This is a genomic window from Mycolicibacterium litorale (assembly GCF_010731695.1).
GTDB classification, from domain to species: domain Bacteria; phylum Actinomycetota; class Actinomycetes; order Mycobacteriales; family Mycobacteriaceae; genus Mycobacterium; species Mycobacterium litorale.
This window is the reverse complement of record NZ_AP022586.1, coordinates 4907756-4927560: the sequence shown is the minus strand read 5'-3', so window position 1 is coordinate 4927560 and position 19805 is coordinate 4907756. Positions and strand designations below refer to the sequence as shown.

At 69.6% G+C, this 19805-nt stretch carries 20 protein-coding genes; 10 read left to right on the top strand and 10 right to left on the bottom strand.

Annotated elements, in window-relative coordinates:
- Positions 1–17 precede the first annotated feature (17 nt).
- Positions 18–860, top strand: coding sequence for an RDD family protein (locus tag G6N30_RS23570; protein WP_134056945.1), 843 nt, complete (start codon positions 18–20; stop codon positions 858–860).
- Between the two features lie 5 nt (positions 861–865).
- Here G6N30_RS23570 and G6N30_RS23565 read toward each other — a convergent pair whose 3' ends face one another.
- Complete coding sequence (locus tag G6N30_RS23565; RefSeq protein ID WP_134056947.1) at positions 866–2203, bottom strand: carotenoid oxygenase family protein; 1338 nt, start codon at positions 2201–2203, stop codon at positions 866–868.
- A gap of 73 nt (positions 2204–2276) precedes the next feature.
- Here G6N30_RS23565 and G6N30_RS27380 point away from each other — a divergent pair, with 73 nt between their 5' ends.
- The 5 genes from G6N30_RS27380 to G6N30_RS23540 all read left to right on the top strand — a co-directional run bounded on the left by G6N30_RS27380 (position 2277) and on the right by G6N30_RS23540 (position 6254).
- Positions 2277–2411, top strand: a complete 135-nt coding sequence (locus G6N30_RS27380; protein ID WP_264007068.1) for a hypothetical protein — start codon at positions 2277–2279, stop codon at positions 2409–2411.
- 64 nt (positions 2412–2475) lie between these two features.
- A complete protein-coding gene (locus G6N30_RS23555) occupies positions 2476–3183 on the top strand; it encodes a GntR family transcriptional regulator (RefSeq protein WP_134056949.1) in 708 nt (235 codons plus the stop codon).
- Between the two features lie 120 nt (positions 3184–3303).
- Positions 3304–4860 (top strand): NCS1 family nucleobase:cation symporter-1, encoded by a 1557-nt coding sequence (locus G6N30_RS23550; RefSeq protein ID WP_134056951.1) that lies wholly within the window; start codon positions 3304–3306, stop codon positions 4858–4860.
- 56 nt (positions 4861–4916) lie between these two features.
- Complete coding sequence (locus tag G6N30_RS23545; RefSeq protein ID WP_134056953.1) at positions 4917–5441, top strand: PadR family transcriptional regulator; 525 nt, start codon at positions 4917–4919, stop codon at positions 5439–5441.
- 90 nt (positions 5442–5531) lie between these two features.
- Complete coding sequence (locus tag G6N30_RS23540) at positions 5532–6254, top strand: PadR family transcriptional regulator (protein WP_134056955.1); 723 nt, start codon at positions 5532–5534, stop codon at positions 6252–6254.
- 51 nt (positions 6255–6305) lie between these two features.
- On the opposite strand, the gene glpK is transcribed toward G6N30_RS23540, so the two are convergent.
- Positions 6306–7787 (bottom strand): glycerol kinase GlpK, encoded by a 1482-nt coding sequence (gene glpK / locus G6N30_RS23535; RefSeq protein WP_234880256.1) that lies wholly within the window; start codon positions 7785–7787, stop codon positions 6306–6308.
- 102 nt (positions 7788–7889) lie between these two features.
- On the opposite strand from glpK, the gene G6N30_RS23530 reads away from it, so the two are divergent.
- Positions 7890–8669, top strand: coding sequence for a class I SAM-dependent methyltransferase (locus tag G6N30_RS23530; RefSeq protein WP_134056959.1), 780 nt, complete (start codon positions 7890–7892; stop codon positions 8667–8669).
- 68 nt (positions 8670–8737) lie between these two features.
- Positions 8738–10063, top strand: coding sequence for an MFS transporter (locus G6N30_RS23525; RefSeq protein WP_134056961.1), 1326 nt, complete (start codon positions 8738–8740; stop codon positions 10061–10063).
- Positions 10064–10079: 16 nt separating this feature from the next.
- Here G6N30_RS23525 and G6N30_RS23520 read toward each other — a convergent pair whose 3' ends face one another.
- Entirely contained in the window at positions 10080–10883 is an 804-nt protein-coding gene (locus G6N30_RS23520; RefSeq protein WP_163687763.1) for an MBL fold metallo-hydrolase, read from the bottom strand.
- Positions 10884–10966: 83 nt separating this feature from the next.
- On the opposite strand from G6N30_RS23520, the gene G6N30_RS23515 reads away from it, so the two are divergent.
- A complete protein-coding gene (locus tag G6N30_RS23515; RefSeq protein ID WP_134056963.1) occupies positions 10967–12445 on the top strand; it encodes a glutamate-cysteine ligase family protein in 1479 nt (492 codons plus the stop codon).
- Positions 12446–12454: 9 nt separating this feature from the next.
- The gene (locus tag G6N30_RS23510) at positions 12455–13129 is read left to right on the top strand and encodes a class I SAM-dependent methyltransferase (RefSeq protein WP_134056964.1); all 675 of its coding nucleotides are present in this window, start codon (positions 12455–12457) and stop codon (positions 13127–13129) included.
- Between the two features lie 2 nt (positions 13130–13131).
- Here the strand turns inward: G6N30_RS23510 and egtE are convergent, their stop codons facing one another.
- The 7 genes from egtE to G6N30_RS23475 all read right to left on the bottom strand — a co-directional run bounded on the left by egtE (position 13132) and on the right by G6N30_RS23475 (position 19725).
- Entirely contained in the window at positions 13132–14259 is a 1128-nt protein-coding gene (gene egtE, locus G6N30_RS23505; RefSeq protein WP_134056966.1) for an ergothioneine biosynthesis PLP-dependent enzyme EgtE, read from the bottom strand.
- Entirely contained in the window at positions 14256–15221 is a 966-nt protein-coding gene (gene egtD / locus G6N30_RS23500; protein ID WP_134056968.1) for an L-histidine N(alpha)-methyltransferase, read from the bottom strand. The genes egtE and egtD overlap by 4 nt, the downstream gene beginning before the upstream one ends.
- Positions 15218–15910 (bottom strand): ergothioneine biosynthesis protein EgtC, encoded by a 693-nt coding sequence (egtC, locus tag G6N30_RS23495; protein WP_134056970.1) that lies wholly within the window; start codon positions 15908–15910, stop codon positions 15218–15220. Before egtC ends, egtD begins: the two co-directional genes overlap by 4 nt.
- A complete protein-coding gene (gene egtB / locus G6N30_RS23490; protein WP_134056972.1) occupies positions 15910–17217 on the bottom strand; it encodes an ergothioneine biosynthesis protein EgtB in 1308 nt (435 codons plus the stop codon). The genes egtC and egtB overlap by 1 nt, the downstream gene beginning before the upstream one ends.
- The gene (egtA, locus tag G6N30_RS23485) at positions 17214–18488 is read right to left on the bottom strand and encodes an ergothioneine biosynthesis glutamate--cysteine ligase EgtA (RefSeq protein ID WP_134056974.1); all 1275 of its coding nucleotides are present in this window, start codon (positions 18486–18488) and stop codon (positions 17214–17216) included. Before egtA ends, egtB begins: the two co-directional genes overlap by 4 nt.
- A gap of 164 nt (positions 18489–18652) precedes the next feature.
- Complete coding sequence (locus G6N30_RS23480) at positions 18653–19291, bottom strand: sensor domain-containing protein (RefSeq protein ID WP_134056976.1); 639 nt, start codon at positions 19289–19291, stop codon at positions 18653–18655.
- A gap of 5 nt (positions 19292–19296) precedes the next feature.
- On the bottom strand, positions 19297–19725 hold the full coding sequence (locus tag G6N30_RS23475; RefSeq protein WP_134056978.1) for an organic hydroperoxide resistance protein: 429 nt from the start codon (positions 19723–19725) through the stop codon (positions 19297–19299).
- Between the last annotated feature and the right edge of the window lie 80 nt (positions 19726–19805).

Here is a 19805-nt window from a genome sequence, read left to right as displayed (position 1 = left end):
CCTAGTAGCGTGGCGGTATGGTCTCCCAGCCCGAACCGGTGGTGACCGGTGACGCGGTGGTCCTCGACGTGCAGACCGCCCAGCTGCCGATCCGGGCGCTGTCGGCGATGATCGACATCCTTGTCGTGTTCGTCGGATACGTACTGGGCGTCGTCCTGTGGGCGATCACGTTGAGCGACTTCGACACCGCGCTGTCGGCGGCGGTGCTGATCATCTTCACCGTGCTCACGCTCGTGGGCTACCCCGTCGTCTTCGAGACCGCCACCCGGGGCCGGACGCTGGGCAAGATGGCACTCGGGCTGCGCGTGGTGTCCGAGGACGGCGGCCCGGAACGATTCCGGCAAGCTCTGTTTCGAGCACTGGCCGGGTTCATCGAGCTGTGGATGCTCGCCGGGGGGCCGGCCGCGGTGTGCAGTCTGCTGTCGCCGAAAGGCAAGCGCATCGGCGACATCTTCGCCGGCACCGTGGTGATCAGCGAACGGGCGCCGCGGATGAGCCCGCCGCCGGTGATGCCGCCCGCGCTGGCGTGGTGGGCGGCGTCGCTGGAACTGTCGGCACTCGGTCCGGAGCAGGCCGAGCTGGCCCGCCAGTTCCTGTCGCGGGCAAGCCAACTGGAGCCCCGCCTGCGCGACGAGATGGCCTACCGCATCGCCGGCGAGGTCGTCGCGCGGATCTCGCCGCCACCGCCGCCCGGTACACCACCGCAATACGTGCTGGCCGCCGTGCTGGCCGAACGGCACCGCCGGGAACTCGCCCGGCTGGTGCCCGCCCCGGCGACGTGGCCGGCGCCCCCGGCGGCGGGGCCGTCCTATGCCGCCGCGGCGCCGCCGCCGGGTTCGGGTTTCACCCCGCCGGGCTGAGCGGCTTACCCCTCGATCCAGTTGCCGTGGAAGCCGTACGGAACACGTTGGGGCAGGGCGATCTTCGCCACCGGCGGCGCCGCGATGTCGGCGGCGTCGAGGATCACCAGATCGCTGCCGTCGCGGCCCGGGTCGTAGACGTATGCCAGGTACCACCCGTTGGTTTCGTCCGCGGGTCCCGAGCTGGCGGGGACGAACACCGCCTCGCCCGGTCCGCCGGGTGCGTCCGCGGTGCCGAAGACATGTTCGGTCGCGGCGCCGGTCGTCAGGTCGTAGCGCACCAGCCGGTGATCGCCCACCGACACCGCGTAACGGGCCGGCAGCCCCGCCAGCCGGTCGTCGATGCGGGGGAACTCCACCGCCCGGTCGTCGAGTTGACCCTCGCGCACGGCGCCGGTCACCAGATTCACCGTCCAGCTCCACAGCACGCCGTCGGTCTCGAATCCCCCAGTGCCGCGCCATAATTCGGGGTAGCGCACAGCCTGGACCACCAGTGTGTCGCCGTCGTCGTAGGCGTTGACGACGTGGAAGACGTAGCACGGGTCGATGTCGAACCAGCGGATCTCGCCGAACGGGTCGTCGCGGCGCAGTACGCCCAGGCGGGCGCCGTAGTCGTCGTCCCAGCGGTAGGGCATGTCGCCTTCGCCCTTGAGCGCGATGTCCATGTTGAACACGATCGGCAGGTCCATGAACACGACGTGCCCGCTGGTCATCGCGAAGTCGTGCATCATCGTCAGCGCTTTGACGTCGATCGGCCGGTTGACGGTCAGCTGGCCGTCGGCGTCGGCCCGGTGGTAGGTCACGTGCGGTTCGAACAGGTTCCCGTATCCGAAGAAGTGCAACTCCCCGGTGGTCGGGCAGATCTTCGGGTGCGCGGTCATGGAGTCGACGAGCCGGCCGCCGAAGTCGTAGGCGCCGATGGTCTCCAGATCGTTCGAGATCTCGTAAGGCAATGAGGATTCGACGAGCGCCAGGGTCTTTCCCGCATGGTTGACGACGTGGGTGTTGGCGACGCTCGAGTGCAGGTTGCGCGTGCCGTCGGCGTTGTAGACGCCGAAGTGGTTCTCGAAGCTCTCCGTGCGCACCCACCGGTTGCGATACCAGGCGGCGCGGCCGCCTTCGATACGCACGCCGTGGATCATGCCGTCGCCGGTGAACCAGTGCTCGGTGGGTTGTCGCGGGTTCGGTCCGTTGCGCAGGTACCAGCCGTCGAGGTCCTGGGGGATCTGGCCCTCGACGGGAAGGTCGAACGCGGTGAGTTCATCGGCGACAGGGGCGTAGTTGCCCTTCTGGAAGAACTGGCCGGTGCCGAACAGGGCGGAGGTGTCGGTGGTGTCGGTCATGTCGAACTCCTCGGGCTGGACTGGAAAGTCTGCCACCACCCTGACAGTCCTAATATGACATGTCAATAGTGGAATGTGTGGAGTCGGGGACCCCGACCAGATCCTCTTCGTCTACACCACCGAACCGGGTTCGCCCTCCGAGACGGCGCTGCGCCTGCTGGCCAGCTGGCACGACCGCGACGAGCAACCCGCGCCGGTCGGCAGCTGAAGGCCCGTCGGCGCTTCGACACGTCGGGCAGCGCACCGGCGCGCAACGGAGGAAGATCTTCCGGATGCCGGCCCGTCGACACTCCGCTCTGTTGACCACGCTGTCGGCCAACCGATCGCCGCACTCGCGGCCTCCCGTGGTCGACGAGTTGCGCCGCGTCATCCTCGAAGGCGGCGCTCCGCCAGGGTCGTCCATCCCGGTCAACGAGGTCGCCGAGGCGCTCGGCGTCAGCGCCATCCCGGTCCGCGAGAGCCTCAAGACGCTCGTCGCCGAGGGCCTCGTCGCGCACCAGCCGAACGTCGGCTACAGCGTCGCGCTGCTGACGGCCACGGAACTCGCCGAGATGTACATCGTCCGCGAGACGCTCGAATCGGCGGCTCTGGCGGCCGCGGTGGCCAACGCATCGGAGGCCGATCGCAGGGCGGTGGCCGCAGCGCACCGCCTCCTGGAGCGGGCGGTCCAGGAGGACGACCGGCATTCCTACCACCGCCAGAGCCGGCACTTCCACATCGGCATGGCCCGGCCGTCCGGCACGCTGCGGCTGGTGCACATGCTCGAATCCGCTTGGAACATCACCGAACCCGTGCAGTTGATGGTGCATGTCGAGCCGTCCGAACGGGCAGCGCTACACGCCGACCACGGCCGGATGCTCGAAGCCTTCCTCGACCGCGACGTCGACGCACTGCTCGCCACGAGCAGGCGCCACCACCAGCGGCTGAACACCGTGGTGGCCGCGCTCCCTCCTGACAGCGGGTTGATCGCGCACGGCTGAGCGGCGAATGAGTCGATCATGTTGCCGATGGCGCCCAAATATATTTGCGGCGCAACGACGGTGAAACACACCGCAGCTACGTTCCGTTCATCGCCTCGCCCGACGAACAGGAACTCCACCATGACAGACACCCGTGACCTTCCGCCGAGCGCCGTGGTCGGCGCGGGCGACGTCGTCGAAGCCGCAGGGCATCCGGTCGGTAGCGGGGTGATCAAAGACACCTACGATCCGCGGCTGACCAATGAAGACCTCGCGCCGCTGGGCAAGCAGACGTGGTCCTCGTACAACATCTTCGCGTTCTGGATGTCCGACGTGCACAGCGTGGGCGGCTACGTCACCGCGGGCAGCCTGTTCGCCCTCGGCCTGGCGAGCTGGCAGGTCCTGATCGCTCTGCTCGTCGGCATTGTCATCGTCAACGTGCTGTGCAACCTCGTCGCCAAACCCAGCCAGCAGGCCGGCGTGCCCTACCCCGTGGTGTGCCGCAGTTCCTTCGGTGTCCTCGGCGCCAACATCCCGGCCATCATCCGCGGCCTGATCGCGGTGGCGTGGTACGGCATCCAGACCTATCTGGCATCGGCGGCCCTGGATGTCGTGCTGCTGAAGCTGTTTCCCGGCCTGGCGCCCTACGCCGACGTCGACCAGTACGGGTTCACCGGACTGTCGCTGCTCGGGTGGTGCAGCTTCATGGTGCTGTGGGTGCTGCAGGCGTGCGTGTTCTGGCGCGGGATGGAGTCGATCCGCAAGTTCATCGACTTCTGCGGGCCCGCCGTCTACGTCGTGATGTTCATCCTCTGCGGCTACCTGCTGTGGAAGTCGGGTTGGCACGTCAGCCTGTCGCTCGGTGGCGAGAAGCAGGGCAACACAGTGGTCGTCATGCTCGGCGCGATCGCCCTTGTGGTGTCGTACTTCTCCGGGCCCATGCTGAACTTCGGCGACTTCGCGCGCTACGGCAAGAGCTTCGAGGCGGTCAAGAAGGGCAACTTCCTGGGCCTGCCGGTCAACTTCTTGATGTTCTCGATTCTGGTGGTCGTCACCGCGGCCGCGACGGTGCCGGTGTTCGGCGAGCTCCTCACCGATCCGGTCGAGACCGTGGCCCGCATCGACAGCGTCACCGCGATCGTGCTCGGCGCCCTGACGTTCTCCATCGCCACGATCGGCATCAACATCGTCGCCAACTTCATCAGCCCCGCGTTCGACTTCTCCAACGTGAGCCCGCAGCGCATCAGCTGGCGCATGGGCGGCATGATCGCCGCCGTGGGCTCGGTGCTGCTCACACCGTGGAACCTCTACAGCAACCCGGAGGTCATCCATTACACGCTGGAGACCCTCGGCGCGTTCATCGGCCCGCTGTTCGGGGTGCTGATCGCCGACTTCTATCTGGTGCGCAGGCAGAAGATCGTCGTCGACGACCTGTTCACGATGTCGAAGACGGCGAACTACTGGTACAAGAAGGGCTACAACCCGGCCGCGGTGGCCGCGACACTGGTGGGCGCGGTCCTGGCCATGGCCCCCGTGCTGCTCGGCGGCGTGGTGTTCGGCATGGCCGGCGCCGCCCAGTACAGCTGGTTCATCGGCTGCGGCGTGGCGTTCGCCATGTACTACGTGCTGGCCACCCGCGGCCCGTGGCGTATGACCGCGCTCCGCGTCGCCGAGGGCGCCACGTTGGTCGCCAACTGAGTCAGACGACGTACGGCCCGACATTCCACACCCGGAATGTCGGGCCGTACGCTTCGTTGGTGAGCCTTCGATTCGCCGCCCTCGGCCTCCTCGCACAGCATCCCGGCAGCGGGTACGACCTGCTCAAACGCTTCGAGAAGTCGATGGCCAACGTCTGGCCTGCGACACAGAGCCAGCTGTACGGCGAGCTCAACCGACTGGCCGACAGCGGCCTCATCGAGGTCACGGCAGTCGGTCCGCGCGGCCGCAAGGAATACCGGGTCACGGCGGCGGGCCGGGCCGAACTCCGGCGCTGGATCACCGATCCGGCCGACGACCCACCGCTGCGCCGGCCGGATCTGCTCAGGGTGTTCCTGCTCGGCGAGCTCAGCCCTGCCGCGGCGCGCAGCTACGCCGCCGGGTTCGCCGACCACGCGGCATCGGAACTGCGCCGCCTCGAAGAGCTTCGCGATTCGCTGCACTGGGACGACGACGATGCCGCGTTCTACGGCCGAGCGGCCCTCGAATACGGGCTGCGTCTCGCGGCGATGGAGAAGGAGTGGGCTGCGGGCCTGGCGGTCGCCATCGCCGAACGTCGTTGAAGCCAACGTTGCATCGCGATAGTTTCCGATATATCGTCAACGTATCGGAAGCACGTTTCGTGCTTCCTCGACCACGAAGGACTCACGAACATGAGCAACCCATTCACCCCACCCGGCGGATTCGGCTTCGGCTTCGGCCCGATGGACCGGCGAGCACTGCACGAGCAGCGTCGTCACGCCCGCCGCGAATTCCGCGACCAGCGACGCGAACAGCGTCGTCCCGACTGCGTCAACGACCACGGTGCCGCGTTCGGACCGGGCTTCGGTCCCGGTTTCGGCCGCGGCCCCGGCCCCGGCTTCGAGTTCGGATTCGACCCGCGCGGCGGACTCGGTTTCGGGCCGGGTCCGCGCGGTAGGCGCGGCGGGGGCCGCGGACGCGGACGGCGCGGCGACGTGCGTGCCGCGATCCTCACCCTGCTGGCCGAACGGCCGATGCACGGCTACGAGATGATCCAGGAGATCGCCGAACGCAGTAACGGGCTGTGGAAACCCAGCCCCGGTTCGGTCTACCCGACACTGCAACTGCTGGTCGACGAAGGTCTCATCGTCGGCACCGAGACCGAGGGCAGCAAGAAGCTGTTCGAAGTCACCGACGACGGCCGCGCGGCCGCCGAGAAGGTCGAGACCCCGCCGTGGGAACAGATCACCGACGACGCCGGCCCAGGTCACGCGAACCTGCGCACTGCGGTCGGCCAGCTGATGGGCGCCGTCGCACAGTCGGCGTACGCCGCCAGCGACGAACAGCAGGCCCGCATCCTCGAGATCGTCAACAACGCCCGCCGCGAGATCTACACGGTGCTCGGCGAGGAATAGCCGCGATTTCGGTGTAGTTGGTCGCGCTGGGCGCGACCAACTACACCGAAATCACTCGACGTCGACCCAGTCGAGGGTGCGCTGGACAGCTTTCTGCCAGCCGGCGTATCCCTCGGCGCGCTGTTCGTCGGTCCACGCCGGCGTCCAGCGCTTGTCCTCCTGCCAGTTGCGGCGCAGATCGTCGGCGCCGTCCCAGAACCCGACCGCCAGCCCGGCCGCGTAACCCGCCCCCAGCGCGGTGGTTTCGGCCACCACCGGCCGGACCACGTCGACGCCGAGCACGTCGGCCTGGATCTGCATGCACAGATTGTTGGCGGTGATGCCGCCGTCGACCTTGAGCACTTCCAGGTGCACACCGGAGTCGGCTTCCATCGCGTCGACGACATCGCGGCTCTGGTAGCAGATCGCCTCCAGCGTCGCGCGGGCCACGTGGGCGTTGGTGTTGTACCGCGACAGCCCTACGATCGCGCCGCGGGCATCCGAACGCCAATAGGGCGCAAACAATCCCGAGAACGCGGGCACGAAGTACACCCCGCCGTTGTCGTCGACCTGCCGGGCCAGCGCCTCACTCTGCGACGCGCCGCTGATGATGCCGAGCTGATCGCGCAGCCACTGGACCGCCGACCCGGTCACGGCGATCGAACCCTCCAGCGCGTAAACGGGTTTCGCTGGACCACCATCTCTGGGCGCGAACTGGTAGCAGACCGTGGTGAGCAGCCCGTTGTCCGAGCGGACGATCTTCTCGCCCGTGTTGAGCAGCAGGAAATTGCCTGTGCCGTAGGTGTTCTTGGCCTCCCCCGCCGAAAGGCACACCTGTCCGACCATCGCGGCCTGCTGGTCGCCGAGGATGCCGGTGATCGGCACCTCACCGCCGAGCGGTCCGTCCTCGCGGGTGACGCCGTGGCAGTCCGGGCACGACGACGGCTTGATCTCCGGCAGCATCTGACGCGGAATGCCGAAGAACGACAACAGCTCGTCGTCCCAGTCGAGCGTCTCCAGGTCCATCAGCATGGTGCGGCTGGCGTTGGTCACGTCGGTCACGTGCACACCGCCGCGCGGCCCGCCGGTCAGATTCCACACCACCCAGCTGTCGGCGGTGCCGAAGAGCGCGTCGCCCTTCTCGGCGGCCTCGCGCACGCCGTCGACGTTGTCGAGGATCCACTGCACCTTGCCCGCGGAGAAGTACGTCGCCGGCGGCAGCCCGGCCTTGCGGCGGATCACCTCACCGCGGCCGTCGCGGTCGAGCGCGGTGGCGATGCGGTCGGTGCGGGTGTCCTGCCAGACGATCGCGTTGTAGTACGGCCGCCCGGTGCGCCGGTTCCACACCAGGGCGGTCTCCCGCTGGTTGGTGATGCCGACCGCGCACAGATCGGTCGCCGACAGGTTGGTCCGGTTGAGCGCCGACATCATCACCGATGCGGTGCGCTCCCAGATCTCGACCGGGTTGTGCTCCACCCAGCCGGCCTTCGGCAGGATCTGCTCGTGTTCGAGCTGATGGCGGCCGACCTCGGCGCCGTCGTGGTCGAAGATCATGCACCTCGTGCTGGTGGTGCCCTGGTCGATGGCGGCCACAAACTGGCGAGACTCGGCCACACTTCTCCTTCGTGTCCATCGTTTCGGGGTCAGTCGTCCATCATGGACCACATGGGTACGCAGATCGCCGACATCGACCGGATGCCCCGCGGTGGCCCGCGCGCGTCGTGCCTGGACCGGCTCCTGGAGACCGACCGGCTCGAGTACCTCGACCGCGACTCCGAGGGAGACGCGGCAATGGAAGCCCGCAAGCGCAGCGTCGTGCGCGCCCTCGAGCGCACCGGTGAGTTCTTCGGCCATCACGACAAGTTCGCCGAGATCGCGCTGGCGGAGATCGCGGACGTGCCCGACCCGAAGGTGCTCGAACTCGGTGCCGGGCACGGCGGGCTGTCGCGCCGGCTGCTCGACGCACACCCCACCGCCGAGGTGACGGTGACCGATATCGACGAGACGTCGGTGGCGGCGATGGCCGAGGGCGAACTCGGCCACCATCGGCGGGCCCGGGTGCAGATCATGGACGCCACCGCGATCGACGCCCCCGACGGCGCGTTCGACCTCGCGGTGTTCGCGCTGTCGTTCCACCACCTGTCGCCGTCACAGGCCGCCCGCGCGATCTCCGAGGGCACCCGGGTCGCCGGCACCCTGCTGATCGTCGACCTGCCCCGGCCGCCCGCGCCGCTTCACGTCATGCGGCTGTTGACGATGCTGCCGTTCGCGCCGTTCGTCCCGTTCGTGCACGACGGGGTGATCAGCTCGCTGCGCACCTACAGCCCGTCGGCGCTGCGGGCGCTGGCTGCGCACGCCGATCCCACGATCGAGGTCGAGCTGCGCGGCGGCGTGCTCAGCGAGCAGATCGTGCTGGCGCGCCGCACCGCCGCCTGACCCTGACTTCGGATCACGGCGCGCACAAACCTTGTCGGTGCGCGTCGCATCGGGGCTAATGGCGCAACGTGACCATCGCCGAGCCGCCGATCGCCCCCGGAGCCGACGCCGCCGAGCCCGACGAACGCCGGGTGCGCACCGCACTGCTGTCGAGCCTGGTCGGCACCACGATCGAGTGGTACGACTTCTTCCTCTACGCCACCGCGGCGAGCCTGGTGTTCAACCACGCGTTCTTCCCCGACCAGAGCTCGTTCGTCGGGACCATGCTGTCGTTCGCGACGTTCGCCGTCGGCTTCGTGGTGCGGCCGATCGGCGGGTTCGTGTTCGGCCACATCGGGGACCGCATCGGCCGCAAACGCACGCTGGCGCTGACGATGTTACTGATGGGCGGCGCGACCGCGCTGATGGGTGTGTTGCCGACGGCCGCCCAGATCGGTGTGCTGGCCCCGATTCTGCTGTTGCTGCTGCGCATGGCGCAGGGCTTCGCACTGGGCGGCGAATGGGCCGGGGCGGTGCTGCTGGCCGTCGAGCACAGCCCGGCCAGACGCCGCGGCTTCTCCGGCAGCGTCCCGCAGATCGGTCTCGCCCTGGGCCTGGCGCTCGGCACCGGGGTGTTCGCGCTGCTGCAGGTGGCGCTGCCCGACGAGGCGTTCCTGTCCTACGGCTGGCGGATCGCGTTCCTCGTCAGCGTCGTGCTGGTCATCTTCGGGGTGGTGGTGCGCCTCAAGGCCGCCGAGACGCCGGCGTTCGAGAAGGTCCGCGCCGACGATCAGCGGTCCGCGGTTCCGGTCAAGGAGATCTTCCGGCCGCCGGTGCTCAAGACGACGGTGCTCGGCATGCTGTCGCGCTGGGGTGAGGGCGCCGCGTTCAACACCTGGGGCGTGTTCGCGATCTCCTATGCGACGGCCACCCTGCATTTCGAGAAGGTGCCGGTGCTGATCGTGGTGACAGTGTCGGCGCTGCTGATGGCTGTCCTGCTGCCGGTGTCCGGGATGCTCGTCGACCGGTTCGGCGCCAAGGTGGTCTACGGCACCGGCATCGCCGCCTACGCCGCCGCGGTGTTCCCCGTGTTCGCTCTGTTCGACACCGGCAGCATGGTGGCCTACACGGTCGGCATGATCGTGGTGTTCGGCGTCATCCACGCCTGGTTCTACGGCGCCCAGGGCACGCTGTACGCGTCGCTGTTCCCGACCCGCATCCGGTACACCGGCCTGTCCACCGTCTATCAGCTCTCCGGTGTCTACGCGTCCGGTCTGACCCCGCTGATCCTCACCGCGCTGATCGCCGCCGGGGGCAACACGCCGTGGCTGGCGTGCGGCTACCTGGTCGCGACGGCGTTGATCAGTGTGATCGCCACGCTGCTGCTCCGTCCGCGGGCGCTCGCCGAACTCTGAGCGCCCGCTCGCAGAGCTAGACCGTGACCGACGCCCCGCGGTCCAGTTCGATGACCCGCTCGGCGAGGCCGCGCCGCTTCATCTCCTCGAGGAAATCCGACAGCGGCGAGGCGAACACCCCGTAGTCGTTGAAGTGCACGGGAATCACCTTCGGCAGGTCGAGCAGTTCGGCCGCGCCCGCGCCCTGGCGGCCGTCCATGGTCACGGTCAACCCGACCGGCAGGTGCCTGCCGAACGGCAGCCGGGTGCCGCCGAGATGCAGGACGCCGGCGTCGATGTCGGGAAACCGGCGGGGGATCTCGCTCAACTCCTCGATGAGCAGCGTGTCGCCGGAGATGTAGAGCCGCCGCGTCGAACCGTCGGGCCCCGACACCTCCACCATCGACCCCATCACCGGGGGGAGCACGCGGTTGATCGGCGTCGGCGCGTGCCGTCCGGGTAGCGCGGTGATGGTGACCGTGGCGCCGCCCTTGGTGATCGTGTGCTGCTGCCACGTCTCGAGCGCGACGGAGTGGCCGAACCCGCGCTTGCGCAGCCGTTTGGCCGCATGCGGCGTGGTCACCACCGGCAACGAACGGTCCAGCCCGTTCTGCGCCACCCGATCCCAGTGGTCGCCGTGCATGTGCGACAACAGCACCGCATCGAGGGCCGGCAGCCGGTCGATGTCGAGCGCGGGATCGTGCAGCCGCTTCGACAGCAGCCCGTAGCCGAGATACGCGTGCTGGCCGCGGTGCAGGAAGTTCGGATCCGTCAACAACGTGATTCCATCGATGGTGAGCAGCGTCGTGGCGTTACCGATGAAGGTCACGGTGATGTCCATGAGGCGGTGCTACCCACGTTCGCCGCGGATATGCACGCAGCGATCAAGCGAATACCGGTGTGGGCGTCACTAGCATCGGCGGTGTGGGCGAAGAAGTGAAGCAGACGGACTTCAGCCGGGAACACCGCCGCGAGTACCGCCGCAAGGTGCAGCTGTGCCTCGACGTGTTCGAGACGATGCTGGCGCAGTCGAGCTTCGAATTCGAGCGGCCGCTGACCGGTATGGAGATCGAGTGCAACCTCGTCGACGCCGACTACCAGCCCGCGATGAGCAATTCCGAGGTGCTCGCCTCGATCGCCGATCCGGCGTACCAGACCGAATTGGGCGCCTACAACATCGAATTCAACGTGCCGCCGCGGCCGTTGCCCGGTCGCGCGGCCCTCGAATTGGAATCCGAGGTGCGCGCGAGCCTCAACGCCGCGGAGGGCAAGGCCGGCGCCGACGGCGCGCACATCGTGATGATCGGCATCCTGCCGACGCTGATGCCCGAGCACCTGTCGAACGGGTGGATGAGCGAGTCGACGCGCTACCAGGCGCTCAACGACTCGATCTTCACCGCGCGCGGCGAGGACATCCTCATCGACATCGGCGGTCCGGAGCGGCTGAGCATCCAGGCCGCGACCATCGCCCCGGAGTCGGCGTGTACGAGCATGCAGCTGCACCTGCAGGTCTCCCCTGCCGATTTCGCGCGGAACTGGAACGCCGCCCAGGTGATCGCGGGACCGCAGTTGGCGCTGGGCGCGAACTCCCCGTTCTTCTTCGGCCACCAGTTGTGGGCCGAGACGCGCATCGAGCTGTTCACCCAGGCCACCGACACTCGGCCCGACGAGTTGAAGACCCAGGGCGTCCGGCCGCGGGTGTGGTTCGGCGAACGCTGGATCACCTCGATCTTCGATCTGTTCGAGGAGAACGTCCGCTACTTCCCGTCGCTGCTGCCCGAGGTCTCCGACGAGGATCCCGTCGCCGAACTGGCCGCCGGACGCACCCCGAAACTCTCGGAGCTGCGGCTGCACAACGGCACCATCTACCGGTGGAACCGCCCCGTCTACGACGTGGTGAACGGCAAACCCCATCTGCGGGTGGAGAACCGGGTGCTGCCGGCCGGCCCGACGGTGATCGACATGCTCGCCAACTCCGCGTTCTACTACGGCGTGCTGCGAACGATGTCCGAGGAGGACCGGCCGCTGTGGACGAAGTTGAGCTTCGCCGCGGCCGAACACAACTTCCGCGACGCCGCGCAGAACGGGATGGACGCGCGGCTGTACTGGCCGGGCCTGGGTGAGGTCACACCCGACGAGCTGGTGCTGCGGCAGCTACTGCCGATGGCCGACGAAGGGCTGCGCCGGTGGGGGGTGGCCACCGAGGTGCGCGACCGCTACCTCGGGGTCATCGAGGGCCGCGCGAAGACCGGCCGCAACGGCGCCACCTGGCAGATCGAGACGGTGCACGCGCTGCAGGAACGCGGGCTGGCGCGCCCCGCCGCGCTGGCCGAGATGCTGCGGCTGTACTGCCAGCGCATGCACAGCAACGAGCCCGTGCACACCTGGGACGGGCCCGCGTAGGTTGGCGCCATGACGTCAGACGCGATGGATTGGGACGGTGTGTACCGGGGCGACGGCGTGTTCAGCGGCCCGCCCCCGTGGAACATCGGGGAACCGCAGCCGGAGCTGGCGGCGCTGCACCGGCAGGGCCGGTTCCGCAGCGATGTACTCGACGCCGGGTGCGGTCACGCCGAGTTGTCGCTGGCGCTGGCGCAGGACGGCTACACCGTCGTCGGTCTCGACATCAGCCCGACCGCGATCGCGGCGGCCAATCAGGCCGCCCAGTTGCGGGGTCTGGCCACCGCGAGTTTCGCCCAGGCCGACATCACGGCGTTCACCGGCTACGACGGACGCTTCAGCACGGTGCTCGACAGCACGCTGTTCCACTCGCTGCCCATCGAGGGACGCGACGGCTACCTGCGCTCGGTCCACCGGGCCGCCGCGCCCGGCGCGCAGCTGTTCATCCTCGCGTTCGCCAAGGGCGCCTTCCCCGCCGATCTGGAGACGAAGCCGCACGAGGTCGAGGAAGCCGAACTGCGCGACGCGGTGTCGCGGCACTGGACCGTCGACGAGATCCGGCCGGCCTTCATCCACGCCAACGCCTTGCAGATGCCGGGGCTCTCGGCGGACGTCCCGTACGACCGCGACGAGAAGGACCGCGTCAAGTTCCCGGCGTTCCTGCTGACCGCCCACAAACCCGAATAGGGTCACCCCGCCGCGGCGTCGGCCAGCGCGGCCGCCGCCAGTTCGAGGTCACCGGGTGTGACGTCGACATGCGGGGAGAGCCGCAGCACCGGAACCGTCAGCTCCGTCGGGGCGCGCCGCGCATCGCATGCGGTGGTGACGATGCCCCGCTCGGCGATCAGCCAGGCCCGCACCCGGTGCGGGTCGGCGCCACCGGTCGGCTCCAGCGTGGTGATCGCGGTCGGTTCGTCGACCGGCTCCACGACGCGCCACCCGGCGACGTCGGCCATCGCCGTCCGCGTCTGGCGGCCCACCTCGGCGAGCCGGGCCCGAACGGCCGCCTGCCCGGCGGCGAGGTGCTCGCCGATCGCAACCGAGAACCCCACGTGGGCAGCGGCATTCGACTCGCCGTGCGCCAGTTGCTGCAGGACGGTCAACGGCGCGGCGGGTTCGGACGGTGGGAACCGCGGTCGCAACGCCTCGATCAGATCGGGGCGGACGGCCAGCACCCCGACGCCGCGCGGGCCGGCCAGCCATTTGCGCGACGAGGAGTAGATCGCCGCGGGCGCCACCGCACAGTCGAGATGGCCGAGCGCCTGCGCGGCGTCGACGACGAGTGGCAACCCGAGGTCGCGGCAGATCTCGGCCAGCGGACCCAGCGGCTGGGCGAGACCGCGGTGGCTGCCCAGCGGGGTCAGGTGCACCAGGCCTGGGCGGTCACGCCGCAGCGCGTCGGCCGCCGCGTCGACCCGCAACCGTCCGTGCTCGTCGACGGGCAGCGGTGACACCCGAAATCCGTTGAGGGCCATGAGCGCGAGGTTCGGTCCGTACTCGCCGGGCAGGCACGCCACCGAACGTTCGCCGGCCCAACTGTTCAGCAGCAGATTCAGCGCGTGGTTCGCCCCGGTGGTGTAGACGACGTCGGTGGCGGCCAGTCCGGTGAGGGCGGCGACGGCGGCCCGACCGGCGTCGAGCACCGGGGCGGCCGCCTCCAGCGCGACGTAGCCACCGACTTCGGCTTCGTGACGGGCGTGCTGGGCCGCGGCGTCGATGGCCGCGAAACCCTGCCGGGAGCAGGCGCCGCTGTCGAGGTGTACGCCGGCGGGTTTGGGTCGCGCCGCCCGCCAGCGCTCCGCCAGGGTGTCGGTCATTTGACCGCCAGGGACAGCCCGAAGTCACCCGCCGGATCGGTCCACCAGTGGGTGCGGCGCAGTCCGGCGGCGGCGAGTTCGGCGGCGACGTCGTCGGGCCGGAACTTGCAGGACACCTCGGTGAGCATCTCCTCCCCGTCGGCGTATTCGACGCTCAGGTCGAGCGCACCGATGCGCACCCGTTGGGAACCCGTTGCGCGCAACCACATCTCGATGCGCTGTTCGTCGGCGTTCCAGCGGGCGACGTGCGCGAACGCGGCGACGTCGAAGTCGGCGTCGAGTTCCCGATTCACGACTGCCAGCACGTTGCGGTTGAACCGCGCCGTCACACCCTGGCTGTCGTCGTAGGCGCGGACCAGCCGGTCGGTGTCCTTGACCAGGTCGGTGCCCAGCAGCAGTGCGTCGCCGGGCGCCATCGTGTCGGCCAGGGTGGTGAGGAATTCTGCGCGGGGTTCCGCGGTGAGGTTGCCGATCGTCGACCCGAGGAATGCGATCACCCGGCGGCCGCCCTGGGGGATCTTGCCGAGGTGTTCCTCGAAATCACCGCAGACGGCCTCGATCTCGAGGTCGGGGTATTCGTCCTGCAGCGCCGCGCCGGCACTGCGCAGGACGCTCGCGTCCACGTCGAACGGGATGAACCGACGCAACGAGCCGTGGTCCCGCAGCGCCGACAGCAGCATCCGGGTCTTCTCCGAGGTGCCGCTGCCGAGTTCGACCAGGGTGTCGGCGGCGGTGGCGACGGCGATCTCGGCGGAGTGGTCGCGCAGGATCTGCGCCTCGGTGCGTGTCGGGTAGTACTCGGGCAGCCGGGTGATCTGGTCGAACAGATCGCTGCCGACGGCGTCGTAGAACCACTTGGGCGGCAACGCCTTCGGCGAGGCGGTCAGGCCGTCGCGTACGTCGCGGCGCAGCGCGTCGGCCGCGGAGTCCGCCGCCAGATAGGTGGCGAGGGTGAACGTCATACCGATCCTTTCAGCGCGGTCATCCGCACCGCGGACCCGTCGGTGTGGACGAGGTGGCGGTCCGGGACCTCCTCCCAGCGCGGGTCGTCGTCGTAGGGTTCGCTGGCCAGAACCACGCCGTCGCCCGTGCGCAGCACCGACAGCGTGTCGCCCCAGGTGGTGGCGAGCATCTCGGATCCGTTGGCAGCCAGGATGTTCAGCCGCGCGTCGGGGTCGCGTGCTGCCACCTCGGTGACGGTGTCGCCGAGCCGGGGCATGCCCCGGTCGAAGATCAGCGCGGCGAGCAGCGCACTGTCGACGGTCGATTCGGCGTGCGCGGACAGCGGCAGCACCGTCCGGTCGACGAGCCCGTTGTGCGACAGCAGCCACCGCCCGTCGGTGAACGGGGCGGAGGCGGTCGGCTCGATCGGCATCCCGATGCTGGCCGAGCGGACCGCCCCGACGACGCACTCACTGCGCAGCGCGGGAGCGACCGACGCGAACGACACGTCGCCCCACAGCGGCGCCGCGCTGCGCCACCGCCGGGCGATCGCCCCGTCGAAGAAGCCGACACCCCAGCCGTCGGCGTTCATCAGCCCGTGCTTCTGGCGGCGCGGCGAATACGACTGCACGAGTAGCCCGTACGGCGGGTCGAGGAGCAGCTCGCCGACCGTGCGCGGCGCGCCGAGCCAGCCGAGGTGGCGGCACATCAGGCCGCACTCCCCTGGTCCTCCGACCACGCCAGCCGGACGCCGGAGAAGATCTGTCTGCGGATCGGGTGGTCCCAGTTGCGGAAGCTGGGCCGCAGGATGTCCGGCGCGACCGCCCACGATCCACCGCGTAGCACCCGGTAGTCGCCGGACCCGGTGCCTTCGAAGAAGGGCTGGGAGTACCGGTCGTAGATCATCGGCGTGAAGCCGGGCCAGGGCCGCAGCGGGGAAGTGGTCCACTCCCACACGTCGCCCAGCATCTGCTCGGCGCCGTACGCCGACGCCCCGGCCGGGTATGCGCCGACGGGTGCGGGCCGCAACGCGTCGCCGCCCAGGTTGGCCAGGTGAGCGGTGGGCGCCGACGATCCCCACGGGTAGCGGCGGCGCTGCCCGGCGGCCGGATCCCAGGCGCAGGCCTTATCCCACTCGATCTCCGAGGGCAGACGCGCTCCCGCCCATGCCGCGTACGCCTCGGCTTCGAAGAACGTGACGTGCTGGACGGGCTCGTCCGACCGGATCTCCTCGACGTGCCCGAACCGGGTGCGGGTGCCGTCACCGTTCCAGAACTGCGGAGCGGTCAATCCGGCGGCCTGCCGGTGCGCCCAGCCGGGCTCCGACCACCACTGGCGCCGGTCGTAGCCGCCATCGTCGACGAACTGCTGCCATTCGCCGTTGGTGACGGGAACCCGCCCGATCCGGAAGCCCGGCACGTCGACGACGTGCGCGGGGCGTTCGTTGTCCAGCGAGTGCGGCTCGGTGACGGCGTCGACGCCCAGCACGAACGGCCCGCCCGGCACCGGCACCGAGGTGCCCGCGACGCCCGGCCGCCCCGGCGGCAGCGGTGCGCCGGGCCCGAGCAGCGGAGCGCCGGTCCGCAGGTTGATCGCCTGCAGCATGGTCTCGTCGTGCTGGTGTTCGTGGCTGATCACCAACGCGAACCGGAAGTCCGCGCTCTCGTCGGCGGGTAGCGCGTCGAGGGCGTCGAGCACCTTGTTGCGCACGGTCTCGCAGTACGCGCGGGCGTCCGTCGGTGGCAGCAGCGGCAGGTCGACCCGGCTGGCCCGCGAGTTGACGAACGCGTCGTAGAGACGTTCGACGGCGGGGGCCAGCATGCCCGGCCGGTCGGCGTTGCCGTCGCGCAGCAGCCAGAACTCCTCCTGCTGCCCGATGTGCGCGAGGTCCCACACCAGGGGGCTCATCAACGGGTCGTACTGACGCCGCAACTCCCCGTCGTCGAAGTCGACGAGGCGCAGGGTGCGCTCCCGCGCCCGGGTGAGACCGTCGGCCAGGGTGTCACGTGGGGTCAAGACTCACCTTTCGCGAGTTGGCGCACGGCGGGGCCGATCCCGTACGCCACGGCCCGGTCGGAGAAGTCGTCCGCCGGGGACCTGCCTTCTTCGACCGAACGCACGAGCAGCTGCATCGATTCCATGATCGGCGCGGGCGCCCGCTCGGCGGCGGTCTCGACGCAGCGCACCGCCGCGGACTGCAACCGGCGGTCGCCGAGGCCGGTGCGGGCGGCCCGGTCCCACGCGGTGGCCACCGGTTCGGTGGCCTCCGCGGCGATGTCCGCGGCCACCGGATCGTCGAGCAAGGTGGTCAGCGTGAACGCGACCGCTGGCCACAGCGCGTCGGAAACCGCGTCCAGATAACGGATTTCGAGCCAGCGCCGGGGCCGGACCGGCGGGAACAGCGTGGTGAGGTGGTATTCGAAGTCGGCAGGTGTGGGCCGCCGCCCGCCGAGGATCGCGCGTCCGTCGGCCCAGTCGGCGAACGGCACCCAGTTCGTCACGGCCACCGGATCCGGACTGTGCACCAGCATCACCGGTGCGCGCAGCGCGTACCGCGCCCAGTCGCTGGCCGGGTCGTCGCCGCTGGCGCCGAGGATCGGTCCGCAGCGCGCCTCGTCGAGTTCACCCCAGACCCACTGCCTGCTGCTGCGCCACCCCGAGAACCGGCCGGCCAGCATCGGGGAGTTGGCGGTGACGGCGATCATCGTCGGGCCGAGCGCGTGCGCCAACCGGACCCTGGCCGCCCAGCCGCTGCGCGGGCCGGCGTCGAGGTTGACCTGGACGGACGCGGTCGAGGTCATCATGAACGCACCGGCCGCACCGGTGCCGCTGGCGGAGAAGAACGCCTCCATGGCCGAGTACCGCGCCCCGGGGTTGACCCGCCGCGGGCGGCGCAGCGGGTCGGCGCCGAGCAGCACCAGCCCGAGCCCGCGCTGCGCGAAGGCCGTCCGCAACACCGCCCGGTCGGAGATCATCGCGGCGACGGCGTCGACCGGGCCGTCGCCGGGTGGGCCGGACAGTTCGACGGCACCGCCGGGTTCGACGGTGATCCTGCTGCCGCCCGGCAGCGCCGGAACGCTCGCGATCGCGTCGGTCACCTCACCCCAGCCGGGGCGCCGGTGCGGATCGGCCAGGTCGTAGGAGTGCGCCTCGATCTCCAGACCGACCCGGCCGACGGGACCGTCGTCCAGGCAGTGGGCGGTGATGTACTCGGCGGCATCGGCCGCCGAGGCGAATTCTTCGGGCGCGGTGTCGCACCCCGGCTCGCACGTGATCGGAACGGTCATCTCAACCCATCCCTCCCGGGTCCGGACCACTGGGACTGGACCGCTGGTAGGCAGCCGCGGGATCGGGCGATCCCGGCATCCGTCTCATTGTCCAGAGCGGACCGACAAGTTCACCTCAATTTATGGGTGACGGCTCGGTGACATGTGCGTGCCGACGCGGGCGATCATTGCCCCAGGGTGTTCTGCATGGCGCCGGCCAGGACGTTGACGGCCGGACCACCGTTGCCGGATTGGCAGACTTTTGCTTGCAAAAGAACGTTCTCGCGCTTGCGGGTGGTGGTGAAGCAGCGCCGGTCGGTGCCTGCCTCCTGCTTGACCCAGTCGGCGTCGGCGGGGCCGGGCGGCCCGCCGGTGAAGGTCCACACCTGGGTGGTGAAGTTGTCGAGGTGCATCGCGGTGGTCTGGCCCGCGCAGCCGGCGGTGCGGTCGACCACGCGGCGGTAGGCGCGTTCGGCGGCGTCGGTGGTGGCGAACACCCCGACCGCCTGTTTGACCAGATGCGTCGCGTCGGTCGGCGACTCCTGCGCGACGGCGCCGTTGAACGACGCCAGGTCGGGGTCGTTGTAGACCTCGGGCAGACCGATGTCGGCCCAGTTGTTACACGCCGGGTTGTCGACGTAGAAACCCTGCACGGGGTTGGTGAAGAACGACTCCCACCGCAGCGAGGCGCCGACGATGTTGCCCACCGAGCCCTTGCCGAGTACGGCGTAGTTGACCGCGCCCGGATCCGAGGGGCGGGCCTGCGCGGGCACCGCCGCGGCCAATGCGAGACCGGCCGCCGCGACGCCCACGAGGAACCGCATCGGTGCTAGACCTTCGCCGACAGCTTCACGTCGATGTTGCCGCGGGTGGCCTTGGAGTACGGGCAGAACGCGTGCGCCTTCTCCATCAGGTCGTCGGCGACGGATTGCTCGAGGCCGGGCAGGTAGCCGATCAGGTGAGCGGTGAGACCGAAGCCGCCCTCGGAGTCCGGGCCGAACCCGACCTGCGCGGTGATCGCCGACGCCTCGTCGATCTCGATGTCGTTGTTCTTGGCCTGCAGGCGCAGCGCGCCCAGGAAGCACGCGGCGTAGCCGGCCGAGAAGAGCAGCTCGGGGTTGACGCCTTCGCCGCTGCCGCCCATCTCCTTCGGGGGCCGGGTGTCGAAGTCGATCTTGTCGTCGCTGGACTTCACGTGACCGTTGCGGCCACCGCCGCTGGCCGTCGACTCTGCGGTGTACTTCACTTCGATGCTCATGGTCACCGATCATGCCAGCCCCGCCGCAGACGGCAAGACCGACCAACACCAACGCCGAGTGCACGGTTGTTGTACGCAAC

Bases quoted from the DNA above. Each gene is read 5' to 3' on its own strand.
- G6N30_RS23570 (WP_134056945.1), top strand. From the start codon at position 18: ATGGTCTCCCAGCCCGAACCGGTGGTGACCGGTGACGCGGTGGTCCTC.
- G6N30_RS23565 (WP_134056947.1), bottom strand. From the start codon at position 2,203: ATGACCGACACCACCGACACCTCCGCCCTGTTCGGCACCGGCCAGTTC.
- G6N30_RS27380 (WP_264007068.1), top strand. From the start codon at position 2,277: ATGTGTGGAGTCGGGGACCCCGACCAGATCCTCTTCGTCTACACCACC.
- G6N30_RS23555 (WP_134056949.1), top strand. From the start codon at position 2,476: ATGCCGGCCCGTCGACACTCCGCTCTGTTGACCACGCTGTCGGCCAAC.
- G6N30_RS23550 (WP_134056951.1), top strand. From the start codon at position 3,304: ATGACAGACACCCGTGACCTTCCGCCGAGCGCCGTGGTCGGCGCGGGC.
- G6N30_RS23540 (WP_134056955.1), top strand. From the start codon at position 5,532: ATGAGCAACCCATTCACCCCACCCGGCGGATTCGGCTTCGGCTTCGGC.
- glpK (WP_234880256.1), bottom strand. From the start codon at position 7,787: ATGATCTTCGACCACGACGGCGCCGAGGTCGGCCGCCATCAGCTCGAA.
- G6N30_RS23530 (WP_134056959.1), top strand. From the start codon at position 7,890: ATGGACCACATGGGTACGCAGATCGCCGACATCGACCGGATGCCCCGC.
- G6N30_RS23520 (WP_163687763.1), bottom strand. From the start codon at position 10,883: ATGGACATCACCGTGACCTTCATCGGTAACGCCACGACGCTGCTCACC.
- G6N30_RS23510 (WP_134056964.1), top strand. From the start codon at position 12,455: ATGACGTCAGACGCGATGGATTGGGACGGTGTGTACCGGGGCGACGGC.
- egtE (WP_134056966.1), bottom strand. From the start codon at position 14,259: ATGACCGACACCCTGGCGGAGCGCTGGCGGGCGGCGCGACCCAAACCC.
- egtD (WP_134056968.1), bottom strand. From the start codon at position 15,221: ATGACGTTCACCCTCGCCACCTATCTGGCGGCGGACTCCGCGGCCGAC.
- egtC (WP_134056970.1), bottom strand. From the start codon at position 15,910: ATGTGCCGCCACCTCGGCTGGCTCGGCGCGCCGCGCACGGTCGGCGAG.
- egtA (WP_134056974.1), bottom strand. From the start codon at position 18,488: ATGACCGTTCCGATCACGTGCGAGCCGGGGTGCGACACCGCGCCCGAA.
- G6N30_RS23480 (WP_134056976.1), bottom strand. From the start codon at position 19,291: ATGCGGTTCCTCGTGGGCGTCGCGGCGGCCGGTCTCGCATTGGCCGCG.
- G6N30_RS23475 (WP_134056978.1), bottom strand. From the start codon at position 19,725: ATGAGCATCGAAGTGAAGTACACCGCAGAGTCGACGGCCAGCGGCGGT.